The organism is Streptomyces sp. NBC_01190, assembly GCF_045039895.1.
Taxonomy (GTDB): domain Bacteria; phylum Actinomycetota; class Actinomycetes; order Streptomycetales; family Streptomycetaceae; genus Actinacidiphila.
In genome coordinates this window covers 267,374-283,382 of the sequence record NZ_CP108580.1, presented here as the reverse complement: position 1 = coordinate 283,382, position 16,009 = coordinate 267,374, and the positions used below count along the sequence as shown (strand labels likewise).

At 69.3% G+C, this 16,009-nt stretch carries 11 protein-coding genes; 8 read left to right on the top strand and 3 right to left on the bottom strand.

The genetic code is table 11. The features are described 5' to 3' along the window. Window positions 1-5 precede the first annotated feature (5 nt). The 4 genes from OG519_RS01270 to OG519_RS01255 all read left to right on the top strand — a co-directional run bounded on the left by OG519_RS01270 (window position 6) and on the right by OG519_RS01255 (window position 5,708). Entirely contained in the window at window positions 6-1,022 is a 1,017-nt protein-coding gene (locus OG519_RS01270; protein WP_405577549.1) for an ABC transporter permease, read from the top strand. A gap of 160 nt (window positions 1,023-1,182) precedes the next feature. Beyond that, the gene (locus OG519_RS01265) at window positions 1,183-1,461 is read left to right on the top strand and encodes an AbfB domain-containing protein (RefSeq protein ID WP_405577547.1); all 279 of its coding nucleotides are present in this window, start codon (window positions 1,183-1,185) and stop codon (window positions 1,459-1,461) included. 636 nt (window positions 1,462-2,097) lie between these two features. Then, window positions 2,098-3,612 carry an endo-1,4-beta-xylanase gene (locus OG519_RS01260; RefSeq protein ID WP_405577546.1) on the top strand — a complete coding sequence of 505 codons (1,515 nt, stop codon included), beginning with the start codon at window positions 2,098-2,100 and terminating at the stop codon, window positions 3,610-3,612. A gap of 353 nt (window positions 3,613-3,965) precedes the next feature. Next, entirely contained in the window at window positions 3,966-5,708 is a 1,743-nt protein-coding gene (locus OG519_RS01255) for an RICIN domain-containing protein (RefSeq protein ID WP_405577545.1), read from the top strand. A gap of 86 nt (window positions 5,709-5,794) precedes the next feature. Here OG519_RS01255 and OG519_RS01250 read toward each other — a convergent pair whose 3' ends face one another. Then, window positions 5,795-6,814, bottom strand: coding sequence for a LacI family DNA-binding transcriptional regulator (locus tag OG519_RS01250; protein ID WP_405577544.1), 1,020 nt, complete (start codon window positions 6,812-6,814; stop codon window positions 5,795-5,797). Between the two features lie 272 nt (window positions 6,815-7,086). Here OG519_RS01250 and OG519_RS01245 point away from each other — a divergent pair, with 272 nt between their 5' ends. From OG519_RS01245 to OG519_RS01230, 4 genes are all read left to right on the top strand, one after another. Beyond that, window positions 7,087-9,051, top strand: a complete 1,965-nt coding sequence (locus OG519_RS01245; RefSeq protein WP_405577542.1) for a glycoside hydrolase family 127 protein — start codon at window positions 7,087-7,089, stop codon at window positions 9,049-9,051. 68 nt (window positions 9,052-9,119) lie between these two features. Then, on the top strand, window positions 9,120-10,364 hold the full coding sequence (locus OG519_RS01240; protein ID WP_405577540.1) for an extracellular solute-binding protein: 1,245 nt from the start codon (window positions 9,120-9,122) through the stop codon (window positions 10,362-10,364). Window positions 10,365-10,575: 211 nt separating this feature from the next. Then, a complete protein-coding gene (locus OG519_RS01235; protein ID WP_405577538.1) occupies window positions 10,576-11,574 on the top strand; it encodes a carbohydrate ABC transporter permease in 999 nt (332 codons plus the stop codon). Beyond that, entirely contained in the window at window positions 11,571-12,398 is an 828-nt protein-coding gene (locus OG519_RS01230) for a carbohydrate ABC transporter permease (RefSeq protein WP_405577536.1), read from the top strand. Before OG519_RS01235 ends, OG519_RS01230 begins: the two co-directional genes overlap by 4 nt. Window positions 12,399-12,466: 68 nt before the next feature. On the opposite strand, the gene OG519_RS01225 is transcribed toward OG519_RS01230, so the two are convergent. Continuing rightward, the gene (locus tag OG519_RS01225; RefSeq protein WP_405592386.1) at window positions 12,467-13,888 is read right to left on the bottom strand and encodes an endo-1,4-beta-xylanase; all 1,422 of its coding nucleotides are present in this window, start codon (window positions 13,886-13,888) and stop codon (window positions 12,467-12,469) included. 595 nt (window positions 13,889-14,483) lie between these two features. Beyond that, window positions 14,484-15,968 carry a ricin-type beta-trefoil lectin domain protein gene (locus OG519_RS01220; protein ID WP_405577534.1) on the bottom strand — a complete coding sequence of 495 codons (1,485 nt, stop codon included), beginning with the start codon at window positions 15,966-15,968 and terminating at the stop codon, window positions 14,484-14,486. Between the last annotated feature and the right edge of the window lie 41 nt (window positions 15,969-16,009).

The following is a 16,009-nucleotide window of genomic DNA, read 5'->3' as shown; positions in this document are numbered from 1 at the left end:
GGCGGATGACCACCGGTACCGCACCGGCCAAGACCGAAGACGACACCGGTGACGGGTCACGAAACCCGCTGGGCCGCCGGCTGCTGCAGACGCCGGAAGTCGGTGTGGTCGCCGCCTGCGTGGTGGTCTTCGCCGCACTGGCGCTGGACAAGTCGACGTTCGCCAGCGCGGTCAACCTGCAAGGCATGGGGTTCGACCTGGCCCAGTACGGGCTGATCGCGATCGGCGAGTCGCTGGTGATCCTCACCGGCGGCATCGACCTGTCGGTGGGCGCGCTGCTGGGCACCAGCGTCATCCTGATGTCCTGGTTCAACGTCCGGGCCGGGCTGCCGCCGGTGCTGGCGATCCTGGTCACGCTGGTCATCGCCGGCACCGTGGGCCTGATCCACGGACTGGCGGTCACCCGGCTGAAGATGCCGCCGTTCGTCGTCACCCTGGTCACCTACACCGTGGCCCAGGGCGTCACCCTGGCCATCACCTCCGGCACCTCCATCACCGGGATCTCCGGACTCTTCGGCGACCTGGGACAGCAGTACGTCGCACAGATCCCGCTGCCCCTCATCCTCTTCGCCGTCGTGGCGATCGCCGCCTGGTTCTTCCTGGAACGCACCTATGCCGGCCGCCAGGTGTACGCGGTGGGCGGCAACCCGGAGGCGGCCAGGTTGGCCGGTATCCGCGGCAACCGGCGGATCGTCTCCATGTACGTGACCAGTTCGCTGCTGTCGGCGTTCGCCGGGATCATGGTTCTCGGCCGCATGGGGGTCGGTTCGGCCAGCGGCGTGGGTGTCGGCTGGGAACTGTCCGCGATCGCCGCCGCCGTCATCGGCGGCGTCAGCCTCGTCGGCGGCCAGGGGCGTATCCTCGGGATCGTGGCCGGCACCGTGCTGCTGGAACTCATCAACAACGGTCTGACCACCCTGCAGATCAACTCCAACTACACCAACATCGTGCTCGGCTGCGTCCTCGGCCTGGCCATCACCGCCGACCGGCTGCGGGCCAGAAGCGTCGCGCGCCGCGGCTGAACCCTCGCCGCACCGGGCGGCGCGACCCCGTCCGCGGCCCTCGCACGGTGGGGCGGCTCCACCTCCCTGGCATGGAGCCGCCCCACCCCTTTCCGGTGCCCCCCACACACGTGCCGACGGCCCGAACCGGGCCTTCGGCCGAACAGTTGTGTCCGGGCCCATGGGCTCGGCCTCCCACACACACCGAGGGAGACACCGATGTCCGCACCCGCAACGGCTCCGGCGCGACGACAGCGACAGCAACGTGGTGATCTCGCCGATGTCCGCCGCCAGTTCGGCCATGGACAAGGGTGACGCCACCTGGATCGTGCGGGCGGGTCTGGCCGACAGCTCCTGTGTGTCCTTCCGCATCGCCTCCAACGGAGGCTCGAACGCCTGGGACAGCGCCACCTCCTGGCCCGACGACACCAGCTGGAACGCGGCCGGTCCCTGGTCCTGACACCCGGTCAGCACACCGTCCCGGGGCACGTGTCGGCCGGGGCACCGCTCGCTGAGCGGTGCCCCGGCCGCGGGTGCGTGTCACCCCGCCTCCTGCTGCCGGGGCAGGTCCGGTAGGAGAGCGGATGGTACGAGATGCTGATGGGTCGTCCTTATTGTTAGCGCTAACCCATCGGTTGCCGGACCTGGGACGCGCGGGCGGAAGTGGATTCGGGATTTCACCGTGCTCGCCTTGTCGGTGGGTGTCAAGACCGGTGACCGAACGACTCGCCCGCGCGTCCTCGCGCCGTGACCGCCCGGCCGCACGGACCGGCGGCTGTGCGCACGCTCTCATCTGCGACGACGAAGCCGTGCCCGCGCGCCGCGGGCCGCACCCGACCCGGAACCCGGGGGGAGGCGGGACGTCGCGGCGGCGGAATTCCCCTGCCGAAGGCTTGACGGCCACGGCGGCGGGGGAGTTACGTAACTCTCGCCCCTCGCCCGAGGCCCCGGATGCCGGCCGGTCGAGCGCAGCGGGCCATCTCGGCGCTCCGAGCCTCGCATCTGCTGTCCGCCGTCCCGCCGTGGGGCGCCGGCCTGCCGCGTCGGCATGGGAGCGCTCCCATCTCCTGCCCCCACAGACACCAGAGGAGTGGTCATGATCATGGTGCCACCACGCAAACCCGTATCCGGCCCCGCACTCGGCAGACTCACCGTCGCCGCGCTCGCCGCGGTCACCGCCGCACTCATTCCGCTGGCGGCCACGCCGGCGAGCGCGGCGACCTCGCTCCGCGGCCTCGCCGAGGGCCAGGGCCGGTACTTCGGTACGGAACTGACCCAGGGAGACCTCTCCAACGGCTCCCTCACCGGCATCGCCGGCAGCCAGTTCGACATGGTGACGCCCGGCAACGAGATGAAGTGGGACACCACCGAGCCGGGCAACGGGTCCTACAACTTCGGTCCGGGTGACGCGATCGTCAACTTCGCGACCGCGCACAGCATGCGGGTGCGCGGACACAACCTGGTGTGGCACAGCCAGCTGCCCTCGTGGGTCAACAGCCTGCCGGTCAGCCAGGTGAAGGCCGCCATGGAGGCCCACATCACCACCGAGGTCAATCACTACAAGGGCAAGATCTACGCCTGGGACGTCGTCAACGAGCCCTTCAACGAGGACGGCAGCTACCGGCAGGACGCCTTCTACAAGGCATTCGGCGGCGGTGCGGCCTATATCGCCGACGCCATCCGTACCGCCCACGCGGCCGACCCGAGCGCGAAGCTCTACGTGAACGACTACAACGTCGAAGGGCAGAACGCCAAGAGCAACGCCCTCTACAGTCTCGCGCAGACCCTGCTGTCGCAGGGCGTCCCGCTCAGCGGCATCGGCCTGGAGAGCCACTTCATCGTGGGCCAGGTGCCCAGCTCCCTCCAGGCGAACATGCAGCGTTTCGCCGCCCTCGGCCTGGACGTGGCCGTCACCGAACTCGACGACCGCATCCCGCTCCCCGCCAGCAGCGGGAACCTGAACCAGCAGGGCACCGACTACGGCAACGTGGTCAAGGCCTGCCTGGCCGTCTCCCGCTGCGTCGGCGTCTCCCAGTGGGGTGTGGACGACGGGCATTCCTGGATCGACGGCACCTTCCCCGGATACGGCGCCGCGACCATGTATGACCGCAACTACCAGCCCAAGGCCGCCTACAACGCCTCCGTCAGCGCCCTCGGCGGCTCGGGGTCGGGAGGTTCGGGAGGCATCGTCTCCGGCTCGGTCTACAGCCTGACCAACGCGGCCAGCGGCCGGTCCCTGGACGAGCCGGGCGGCCAGACCGCCAATGGCACCCTCCTCCAGGTCTGGGACTCCAACGGTGGCACCAACCAGCAGTGGCGGGCGAGCCTCAACGGTGACGGCACCTACACCCTGACCAACACCGCCAGCGGACGGGCACTGGACGAGCCCGGCAGCCAGACCGCCAACGGCACCCGGATAGAGGTCTGGGACTCCAACGGCGGTGCCAACCAGCACTGGCGGGCCAGTCAGAACAGTGACGGCTCGTACACCCTGGTGAACGTGGCATCCGGCCGGGCGCTGGAGACTCCCGGCGGCCAGACCGCCAACGGCACCCAGGTCCAGGTGTGGGACTCCACCGGCGGAAGCAACCAGCACTGGACCTTCCGGTGAGCTGAGAGCGCTGGGCTCCGCGCCCGCCGGCCCGGGCCGGCGGAAGCGGCCTGCCCGCCCTGGCCCGTTACCGGGCGCGGGCGGGCCCGGGCCGCGCCATGCCCGCTGATCGCCGGGGACAGCCGCTGCTCGGGCGGCTGTCCCCGACCGCACCGGGGGATTGACCCGGTGCGATCTCTTGACCCGGTTCCGGGACGCTCGTACGGTGTGCGCGGAAAATCGTTTGCGCTGTTGCGCAGAGCTTTCCGCCGCACGCCGGTCGACGCGGTGCCGTAGGACGGACGGCCCCGGTCGGCAGTGGTGCTTGCGGCTGACGCATCACTCCACCCCGCTCGTCAGGAGGGCAACTCGTCATGCGTGGTTTCGCGCATCTCCACCCCGGCCGGCCACTTGGCCGTGCCGTCGGACTGGGAGCCGCAACGCTGGTCGCGGCCTCGGCCGTGCTCACCGGCACGTCCGCCCAGGCCGCACCCACTCCGTCCACGACCCTCGTGGTCAACGCCGGCCAGATCCTCCGGCCGGTCACCCATGTGGCCTCCGGCAGTCTCTACGGCCTCGCCGACGCCAACACCCCGTCGGACGCCCTGGTGCAGGCGATCAAGCCGAACACCTTCGTGCAGAAGCCGCAGGGCGGTCACCAGCAGGGCACCGGGGACGTCCTGACCGTCGCGCCGAAAGCGGCCCGGGCCGGCGCCAAGGTCGTCAACCGGCTGTCGGACTACTACGCGGGCTGGCCCTACCAGTTCAGCTGGAACAACTGGCTGAGCGTGGTCGACGACCAGATAGCGCAGACCAAGGCGTCCGGGATCAGCAACCTCGCCGCCTACGCGCCGTGGAACGAGTCCGACAACACCTGGCTCTCCCAGAACGGCACCTTCGAGGACTTCTGGACCAGGACCTACCGGGAGATCCGCGCCAAGGACGCCACGACGCCGATCCAGGGGCCGAGCTTCTCGGACAACATCGGCGACATGGACAACTTCCTGAAGAACGCGGTCGCCACCAACACCGTGCCCGACATCATCGCCTGGCACGAACTGATCCGCTCTTCGAAGATCGCCGGGGACATCACCACCGTCACCGGGCTGGAGAAGAAGTACGGCATCAGCCCCCGCCCCATCGCGATCGAGGAATACGCGGCCCCGTCCGAGGTAGGCATTCCCGGCGCCCTGGTCGGCTACATCGCCAAGTTCGAGCGGCTGGGCGTCCATGACGCCGAACTGGCCTTCTGGAACCAGTCCGGCGCGCTCGGCGACCTGCTGACCGGCCGGGGCGGCAGCCCCAACGGGGCCTACTGGCTGTACAAGTGGTACGCCGACATGAGCGGCTCGATGCTCACCACCACCGCCCCCGCGCAGACCGGCATCGACGGAGCGGCGTCGCGCAACAGCGCGGGCAACGAGGTCGACGTCATCTTCGGCGGCGGTTCCGGTGACTCGGCCGTGCAGGTCAACGGTCTGAACTCGCTGTCGGCCCTCGGCTCGACGGTGCACGTCAAGGTCGAGTACACCCCCTCGCGGGGGCGCACCACCGCGGTGTCCGGGCCGATCACGCTGTCCGAAACCAATCAGACGGTGAGCAACGGCTCCATCACCGTCCCGGTGACCACCAACACCACCGACGCGTACCACGTGGTGATCACGCCGGGAAGCGGCGGCGGCTCCACCACCCTCGACGGCAACTACCGGATCACGAACAAGAACAGCGGACTGGCGCTGGACACCCAGAACGGGGGCAGCGCGCAGGGCACGCTGGTCGACCAGGCCACCGTCAGCTCCTCGTCCACCCAGACCTGGAGCCTGGTGTCGGCCGGTTCCGGCCTGTACAAGATCCGTAACCAGGCGAGCGGTCTGCTGCTGGGCATCACCAACGCCTCCACCGCGGACGGTGGCACCGCGCTGATCTGGGGCGACAACGGAACCGCGGACCATCTGTGGAGGTTCACGCCGGACGGCACCGGCTACTACAAGATCGTCAACAGCAACAGCGGACTGCTGCTCGGCGTCCAGAACATGAGCACCAGCAGCGGCGCCCAGGTCCTGCAATGGGACGACAACGGAACCGCCGACCATCTGTGGAAGCTCACCGCGCGCTGAGACGCGATCGCCGTCCGGCGGCCGCACCGCACACGTCCGGCCCGGCCGGTTGCGCCCGAACTCCGGGGCGGCAGCCGGCCGGGCCGTCAGGCCGATTCGCGCAGGATCAGCCGGCAGTCGACGGTCTGCACACCGTCGGTGGCCGCGCCGTCGATGGCGCCCAGCAGCCGCAGCGCGGCGATCCGGCCGATCTCACTGAGGTTCATGTCGATGGTCGTCAGCGGCGGGCGGGCGGCCAGCGCCATGACGTCCCAATTGTCGTAGCCGATGACGGCGATGTCGTCGGGAACGCGGTGCCCTTCCTCGCGCAGCGTGTCGGTGACGCCGCGGGCGATCTGGTCGTTCCCGCAGAAGAAGGCGTCCGTGTCCGGTGCCGCACGGAGCACGCTCCGTGCGGCCCGGCGTCCCCACGCCTCGCTCCAGTCGCCGAAGTACATCTGGCCGCCGGCGAACTCCAGTCGCGCCTGTCCGAGCAACTCCTCGGTCAACCGCGCCCGGTGGCGGGCGGCCGCGTGGTGGGCGGGACCGGAGACGTGGGCGATCCGCCGCCGCCCCGAGCTGATCAGGTGTTCCACCGCCAGCCGTGCCCCGCCCTCGTCGTCGCTGGCCACCGACATGTCCGCGGGGTCCTCCGACGGGGCCAGTGCGTAGACGGTCGGCACGTCGCGCAGCCCTCGCAGCGGCGGCCGCGGGTCCGTACGCCGTCCGGTGACGATGATGCCGTCCACCCGGCGGGCCATCAGGGTCTCGACGTAGTGGCGTTCACGAATCGCGTCGCCGCGGGTGTCGCACAGCAGGACGGAGATCTTGCCCGCCCCGAGCGCGTCCTCGGCGCCGAGCAGCACCGGGGTGCTGAAGCGGCCGATGCCGTCGGTGGTGATCAGCCCGACCGTCCAGGTACGGCCCGCCAGGAGTCCGCGCGCCTGCACATTGGGCTGGAAGTCCATTCGGCGCGCCGCCTGGAGAACCCGCTCGCGGGTCTCGGGACGCATGCGGCCGTTCCCGCTCAGCGCCTTGGACGCCGTCCCCACACTCACACCCGCCGCGACGGCCACATCCGTCAACGTCACCCGTCCGACCGGCGGGTGTCGATCTGTCTCTGCCACGGACAATCCTTTTCTCACCTAATGGTCCGCGGTCCATCCTGCCAGCAGGCGGCCGGTATCCCAAGAGTTGTCTGACAGTGTGGTGGGGTCGGTGCAAGGACTTGACGGCCCTGCCGGGTACTCCTAGGTTGCGTATACGAAAACCGTTGCCCACATTTCGCATGCGAGTCGATCCCATCGCCGGCCGATGTGGATCACACCCTGCTCGCCCCCGCGATGCCGCCGTGAACCGGCGGGGCGCCCGGCGCCGCCCGTCCTTCCGAGGGAGATCCTTGTCTCAGAGCGAACCGACATCAGCTGCCCCCGCCGGGCCCATTCGGCCGGGACCCGGCGGAGCCCTGCGTCCGCTGCTGGCGGCCGACATCCGTGGCGGCTTCTGGCACCGCCGCCGCGACATCAACGGGCGCGTCGGGATTCCCCAGGGCCCGCAACTGCTCGAATCGGCCGGGAACCTGCACAACCTGCGGCTCGCCGCCCATACGGTGGAGGGCACATACCGCGGCGATCTCCCCTTTGTGGACTCCGACGTCTACAAATGGCTGGAGGCCGCGGCCTGGCAGCTCGGCCGGGCCGCCCCGTCCGACGGTTCCGGCCCGGCGGAAGACGCCGGGCTGACCGCCGACGTGCAGCGGATCATCGCCCTGGTGGCGGACGCCCAGCAGCCGGACGGCTATCTGAACACCTGGTTCCAGGTGACCAAGGACGGCCGCCGCTACGAGGACCTGCGCTGGGGACACGAGCTGTACTGCGCCGGCCACCTCATCCAGGCCGCGGTCGCCCACCACCGGGCGACCGGCGGCAAGGAACTGCTGGATGTGGCGGTCCGGTTCGCCGACCACATCGAATCCGTCTTCGGCCGCGACAAGCGGATCGACGGATTCGACGGCCATCCGGAGGTCGAGACGGCGCTGGTCGAGCTGTACCGCGAGACCGGCGAACGGCGCTACCTGGATCTGGCGGCCTACTTCGTGGATCGCCACGGCCATGGCCTGCTCGGCGGTGAGGCGTACTGCCAGGACCGGACACCGCTGCGCGTCCAGGACAACGTCGAGGGCCACGCGGTACGCCAGTTGTACCTGCTGGCCGGCGCCGCGGACGTGGCGGCCGAGACCGGCGACGCCGAACTGCTCGCGGCGTGTGAGCGACTGTGGACGGCCATGGTGGCCACCAAGACCCACATCACCGGGGGGCTGGGGGCCCACCACGACGAGGAGGACTTCGGCGACCCGTATGAACTCCCCAACGAGCGGGCCTACTGCGAGACCTGCGCCGCTGTCGCGTCGGTGCACTTCAGCTGGCGGATGGCGCTGCTCACCGGCGACGCCCGCTACAGCGACCTGATCGAGCGCACCCTGTTCAACGGTTTCCTGGCCGGGGTGTCACTGGACGGCGAGCGCTGGCTCTACGTCAACCCGCTGCAGGTCCGCGACGGCCACACCGACACCGGCGGTGACCAGTCCGCCCGCCGGACGCGGTGGTTCCGCTGCGCCTGCTGCCCGCCCAACGTGATGCGGCTGCTCGCCGGCCTTGAGCACTACATCGCCTCGACCAGCACGGACGGGCTGCAGATCCACCAGTACGCCACCGGCCGCTACACCGGCGACCTGGCGGGCGACGCGCTCGTTGTTAGCGTTCACACAGACTTTCCCTGGTCCGGGACCGTGCGGCTCAGCGTGGAGGACTGCCCCACGGACCGGCCGTGGACCCTCTCGCTGCGCATCCCTCAGTGGAGTACCGATCACCGGGTCGAGGTGAAGGGACGGGAACTTGTGCCCACCGCCGCCGACGCCGGCTGGCTGCGCCTGGCGGGACCGTGGACACCGGGCGACGAGATCACGCTCGAACTGGCCATCACGCCGAGGCTGGTGGCGGCCGACGCGCGTGTCGACGCCGTCCGCGGCTGCGTCGCCATCGAGCGCGGGCCGCTGGTCTACTGCCTGGAAGGTGTGGACAACCCCGGAGGACTCGACGACGTGGTCATCGACGCCGGCCGGCCGCTCGTTGAGGAATCGCGTTCCGAACTGCTCGGCGGTGTGGTCACGGTGACGGCCTCCGGCTCTCGGCGCACCCGCCCCGCCGGCGGCTGGTGGCCCTACCGCGAACTGGCCGACTCCGACCGCGGCTCGGTGCGGCGCGCCGGGTCGGCGGACACCGCGGCGGCCCTGACCGCCGTCCCCTACTACGCGTGGGCCAACCGGCAGGACGGCCCCATGCGGGTCTGGATACCCACCAGCTAGCCCACGGCCTTCCGCCCGCGCCGCCGCTCGTTTGTCACCAACCCATCACGCACAAGCCAAGGACCACCATGAGACACGCACGCTTCGCCATCGCCGCCGTCGCCGCCTGTACCGCATTGACCGGAGTCGCCGCCTGCGGCGGCTCCGGGAACGGGTCGTCCTCGTCCACCGCTTCCGGGGCCTACACCTTCTGGGACCCGTACCCGCAGTTCGACGGTTCCTCGGCATGGTCGAAGCTGGTCGCTTCCTGCGGCACCAAGGCCGGCGTCACCGTCAAGCGCACCGCCTACGACACCACCGACCTGGGCAACAAGGCCCTGCTGGCCGCCCAGCAGGGCAACGCCCCCGATGTGATGCTCGTGGACAACCCCGTGGTGTCCACCCTGGAGCAGGCCGGGATCCTCAACAAGATGAGCGACATAGGCGTATCCACCACGTCGATCCAGGCCAACATCATCGGCGCGGGCACCCTGGACGGATCGTCCTACGGTGTCCCCATCGGGGCCAACACCCTGGCGCTGTATTACAACAAGAACGTACTGGACGCCGCCCACGTCGACCCGGCGTCGATCAAGGACTGGGCCTCGCTGACCACGGCGCTGAAATCGGTCAAGGCCGCCGGCAAGAAGGGCATCACCTTCTCCGCCATCGGTACCGAGGAGGGCAGCTTCCAGTTCCTGCCCTGGTTCTGGGGCGCAAAGGGCGACCTCACCCATCTGGACAACGCCGACGGGCAGGCCGCCCTGTCGCTGTGGAAGGACTGGCTCTCCCAGGGGCTGGCGCCCAACGACGTGCTGATCAACACGCAGACCACCAGCTGGCAGGAGTTCGCCACCGGCCAGTTCGCGTTCGGTGAGAACGGCACCTGGCAACTGGGGAACGCCAAGAAGGCGGGCTTCCCCTACGGCGTGATCAGCATCCCGGCCCGCACCGGGGGCCCCGCTCCGGCGCCGACCGGCGGCGAGTTCGTCACCGTACCGGTGCAGAAGGACACCGCGCGGTACAAGACCTCGGCGAAGATCGTCTCCTGCCTGACCGACAACGCGAACCTGCTGGCGACCGACACCACCTTGTCCTACATCGCGCCCACCAGCGTGGTGCAGGACCAGCAGGTCACCGCGAACCCGGAACTGAAGCCCTGGAAGGCGGCGGTGGCGGCCGCCCGCGGACGGACCAGCGACGGCCTGGGCGTGCGCTATCCGGTGATCTCCGAGCAGTTGTGGACCGCCGTGCAGGCGGCGCTGTCCGGGGGCAAGAGCCCGGCGTCGGCGCTGAAGGCGGCACAGTCCGCGGCCGACAGCCACAAGGGCTGAACCGGCCTCCTCCCTACCGGCACGCGATCAGCCGCCTGGCACGCTGACCCCGGCGGTCGGTCGCACCGACCCCGCCGTGTCGCCGCCCGTCCCGGTGGCACGGCGGGCTGGCGCCGTCCGGCACCCCGTCTCCCGGGGTACTGCGACGGCGCCAGTACTCCCAGGGCGGTACCGGTATCCGCCCAGGCGGCCCACTGAACGAGGAGCACCTATGCCCACCGCCCACGTCGACGGTCGACGCCGCGGGTCGCCGACCGCGTCCGGGACGAGTCGCGAGCACATCCGTCCCGCGCAACGGCGCACCGGTCCCGGGCGTCGCGGCCGCGACAGCCGACGGGCCGCCCAGCTCGCCGCATGGGGATTTCTGGCGCCGGTGATCGTGTATCTGGGGGTCTTCTACGCCTATCCGCTCTACCGCAACCTGGACCTGTCCCTGCGGCACTACACGGTGCGGTCGTTCGTGCAGGGCGGGGCGCCCTTCTCCGGCTGGGACAACTTCCGGCAGGTCATCGACGATCCGACGTTCAGTACGGCGCTGCGCAACACCATGGTCTTCACCCTGGTCTCGATCCTCTTCCAGTACGTCATCGGACTGGCGCTCGCGGTGTTCTTCCACCGCGGGTTCCGCCTGGCACCCACCCTGCGGGCGCTGTTCCTGATCCCGTGGCTGCTGCCGCTGATCGTGTCGGCCTCCACCTGGTCCTGGCTGCTCAACAGCGACTCCGGCGTCGTCAACTACGTCCTGCACGTGGCCGGCATCGGCGAGGTCAACTGGCTGACGTCCCCGCACTGGGCGCTGGTCTCGGTGATCATCGCCAACATCTGGATCGGCATCCCGTTCAACCTGGTCATCCTCTACAGCGGTCTGCAGAACATTCCCGGTGAGCTGTACGAAGCCGCCTCGCTGGACGGCGCGAGCAGCTGGCAGCAGTTCCGGCGGATCACCTTCCCCCTGCTGCGGCCGGTCTCGGCGATCACCGTACTGCTCGGTCTGATCTACACCCTCAAGGTGTTCGACCTGATCTGGATCATGACCAAGGGCGGCCCGGGAGACTCGTCGACCACCCTGTCCACCTGGTCGTACCGGCTGGGCTTCGGTTCGCTGCTGCCCCAGTTCGGGCCCGGGGCCGCGGTCGGCAACATCCTCATCATCATCGCCCTGGTCTTCGGGCTCTGCTACATCCGGCTCCAAAGGAGGCAGACGTCATGACGGCGTCCCGTGCGGTCCGCTCCCGGCGCAACACCGTCATCGGCGTCGTGCTGACCGCGGTCATGCTCTTCCCGGTCTACTGGATGATCAACGTCTCGCTCACCCCGCAGCAGGACATGCGCAAAAGCCCGCCCGACCTGTTTCCCCTGCACCCCACCTTCACCGGCTACCGCGCCGTCCTCGACGACCAGTTGCCCTACCTGTGGGTGAGCCTGCTGATCGGGCTGAGCACCGTCGCCCTGACCTTGCTGCTCTCCGCGCCCGCCGGGTACGCGCTGGCCAAGCTCCGCCCACGCGGCGGCGGCCTGGTCGGCATGGTGCTGCTGATCGCCCAGATGATCCCGGGCATCGTGATGGCGATGGGCTTCTACGGCATCTTCCTCAATCTCGGCATCATGAACACCTGGTGGGGACTGGTCGTGGCCGACTCCACCATCGCCGTGCCCTTCGGCGTGATGATCTTCACCGCGTTCATGTCCGGCATCCCGGACGAGCTCATCTCCGCGGCGAAGATCGACGGTGCCACCACCTGGCGCACCTTCACCTCTGTCGTCGTGCCGGTCTCGCGCAACGCGGTGGTGACCGTGTCGCTGTTCAGCTTCCTGTGGGCCTGGTCGGACTTCGTCTTCGCCAACACCCTCGACAGCGGCGGCGACATGCGCCCCATCACCCTCGGCATCTACAAGTACATCGGCAACAACAACCAGGAGTGGAACGCCATCATGGCCACCGCGGTGGTCGCCTCCATCCCCGCGGCCGTCCTGCTCGTCGTGGCCCAACGCTATGTCGCCGCCGGCGTGAGCGCCGGCGCCGTCAAGGACTGACGCCGAGGTCGGTGACCACGGCGGCGCCGCGGAACTGGGGCCGCGGCGCCGCTCAGGGGGAATGATCGTTACGTGAACGTGCAGGACAGCTGGAGCGCACTCGGCGGGGTCTGGCCGGTGTCGACCAGATAGCCGAAGCTGGTGGTCGCTCCCGGGGCGACGGAGCCGTTGTACGAGGTGTTGTGGGCGGTGGTCAGGGCGCCGCTGGTGCCCTGAACGGCGTTCCACATCTGGCTGATGGTCTGGCCCGTCGGCTGGCTCCAGGAGACCGTCCAGGCGCTCAGGGCCGCGGTGCCGGTGCTCTTCACGGTGACGTCGACCTGATAGCCGCCGGCCCAGGAGTTGGTCACGGCGTACGACGCCGTGCAGAGCGGACCGCTCGTGGGCGGTGTGGTCGGTGGCGTGGTGGGCGGGGTGGTGGGCGGTGAGGTCGAGGGAGTCGTGGGCGGTGTGGTGACGCCTCCCGCGTTGAGGGCGTTCAGGACGGCGGTGTAGGCGGCCTTCTTGTTGTAGCTGCCGTCGAAGAGCAGGGGGTTGTCACCGCTGCGCCAGGAGTACTTGTCGGTGACGCCCCACACCGTGATGCCGGTGCAGCGTGCGACGCTCAGGCAGGCTTTGACGGTGTTCGTGTACGCGGTCGCCGGTGCCTGGGCGATGTCGAGTTCGGTGAGCTGGACATCGACGCCCAGGGCGGCGAAGTTGGACAGCGTCGTCTGGAAGCTGGACGGCGGCCCGCTGGAGCCGAAGTGGCTCTGGAAGCCGACGCAGTCGATCGGGACGCCGCGGGACTTGAAGTCCTTGACCATGTTGTAGACGCCCTGGGTCTTGGCGTCGGTCCAGTTCTCGATGTTGTAGTCGTTGTAGCAGAGCTTGGCGTTGGAGTCGACGGAGTGCGCGGTGCGGAAGGCGTGCTCGATGAAGCCGTTGCCGAGCTTGTCCTGGAAGGGCGAGCTGCGGTGCTGGCCGCTGCCGCCGTCGGCGAAGGCCTCGTTGACCACGTCCCAGGCGTAGATCTTGCCCTTGAAGTGGGTCATGACCTGCGTGATGTGGTTGTCCATGGCCGATTGCAGATCCGACGCGGACAGGTTCGAGACCCAGCCGGGGAGCTGGTTGTGCCACACCAGCGTGTGCCCACGGATCTTCATGCCGTGGGCCTGGGCGTTGGAGACGATCTGGTCCGCGGCGCCGAAGCTGAACGAGCCGCGGGACCGCTCGGTGGCGTCCCACTTCATCTCGTTCTCCGGCGTGACCGCGTTGAACTCCGTGTCGAACGTGGCGGCGTACTGGGACTCACCGAGGTGGTTTGCGGCGACCGCCGCACCGAAGTAACGGCCGCTGCTCGCCGCCGCGGCGCCCAGTGTGTTCGCCGCGTTGGCGGTGCCGGCCAACGACACGAGACCGATCGTGGCCGCCACGGTCGCGGTGAGGGCGGTCACCGCGGTCCGCACTCGGGAGCGGCGCCTGGCGAGGGACCCGCCGGTGGGTGGCACCGGGGCGTGGGACAACTCAGGGATCACTTCAACCTCATCTCCTGGCATTCCGGTCCGGGTATGCCGAAAGGGCAGGCCCGGACCGGACACTGTGGGGGACCATTCGCGAGGATCGGGGCAGCCACGGAACGTGCTCCGCTGTCGCGGCGTGGCTACCGTGAAACGGACGTCATTCTTGCCCTGAGAGACCGAAACGTCAACGACTACGGTACGAAACATTCGGCGATGATGATGGAATCAGCCGAGCCGAAAAGGCGGGAAGCCAGCCGGAGTTGTCGTTCCCGGCCGTCAGCGGGCGGTCATCGGCGCTTCCCGAGCAGGGCAGGCGGGAATTCCCGCGCTGCGCCGTCCGGGGTGGCCGGGTTGGCCCGCAGGAAGCTGTCGAAGATTCCGGCTCGGTATTCGAAATATTTCGATCGGACGACCGTATCGCTCACCAGCCGCGCCACCGTGGCGGGAACTCGCCGCGGGACGGATATCGGGTCGTCCGTCCCCGCGTCCTGCGGCGGTCCGGAGCTCAGGGAGCGTCCGGACCGCCGGGACATCAGCGCGCCCGGCCTCCGCCGTCGGCGCGCGTCTGAGGGACCCCGGGGTCCTACTGGCGGGTCCACTTCTGGTTGGCGGCGCCGGTGCAGTTCCACAACTCGACCAGTGAGCCGTTGGCCGTGGCGGCCCCTGTGACGTCCAGGCAGAGCCCGGACTGCACGTTGACCACTGTGCCGTTGCTGTTGAGGGTCCACTGCTGGTTGGTGCCGCCGTGGCAGTCGTAGATGATCACGGCGGTACCGGCCGTGGTCCCGGAGCCGGAGGCGTCAAGGCACTTGCTGCCGTAGACGACCAGTTCTTTGGCGGAGTTGAGGACCCAGGACTGGTTGGCGCCGCCGTTGCAGTCCCAGATATCGGCGCGGGTGTTGTTCGCGGTGCTCGCGTTCGGCACGTCGAGGCACCGGTTGGAGCCGGCGCCGCGCAGCACGGTGGTGCTGCCACCGCCGCCACCGCCGCCGGGGTTGGTGCCGGTGCCCCAGCCCCACTGGAGCCGGTCGAGGCCCGACTGGTTGGTGACACCCACCGAGAGGTTGGTGCCGGTGCCGCTGAGCGTGGTGATCGCGCAGGACGCGTTCTCGCAGGGGCCCGGGCCCTGTGTCTGGGTGTTCTGCTTGACACCCGTCCACAGCACGGAGCCCATGCCGAGGTTGCGGACGGTGTCGGTGATCGCGTACAGGTAGGAGAGGTCGTTGACCCCGTCCTTGGGACCGTTGTAGTTCACACCCGTGTTCATGGGAACACCGAACTCGGTCAGCACCGCGCGGCCGGCGTAGCCGCACAGGTTGCCGGTGAAGTCGTTGACCCACGCCGCCTCGGTGGTGTGCGAGTCGCCGAACATGCCGTAGATGTGGATCGACAGCAGCGTGCCCGACAGCCGCGAGTCGCCGCCGACGGAGCACAGGTTCCCGTCGGAGTACAGGCCGGGCACGATCACGTGGTTGCGGGGAAGACTGGGGTAGCGTGCCAGCCAGGAGGCCTCGAAGTTGGTCAGGTCGGTGGCGTTGTACCCGTATGGCTCGTTCATGATGTCGAAGTAGAAGTTGGCGTGCCCTCCGTACTTGTTGATCATGGTGTCCCACATCTGGTTGAACGACGTGAGGTCACTGACCTTTCCGCCCTGCAGCCACGGGGCGACGATGACGTTCATGCCCAGTGCGGTGGCGGCGTCCAGGGCCGCGGTGTAGCTGTTCCACCATGTTCCCGACGTGGTCGCCGCGTTGAACCCCAGGCGGACCGTGTTGGCGCCGAGGCCCTGGAAGCCCTTGAGGATCGCGGTGGACTTCGTGTACGTGGTCGCGTAGCTGTCCGAGGTGGCCAGGCCGACCGGGATGTTCGGACCGGTGATGAAGTTGTCGTTGGGATCGGCCCAGTTGACGCCGTGGAACTGGCTGGTGACGGCGGGCGCGGCCGAAGCCGCCTGTATCGCGGCCGCCTGCGCCACGCCGGAGGCCAGCGCCCCGAACAGCATCAGCGCCATGGCCGCGGCCACGGCGATCAGGCGCGGAACGAGGCGGCCGGGCGAAAGGGCCTCCACCGCCCGGCGCTTCCGAGCGGCCGAAGCGACGCCGTGCCGAC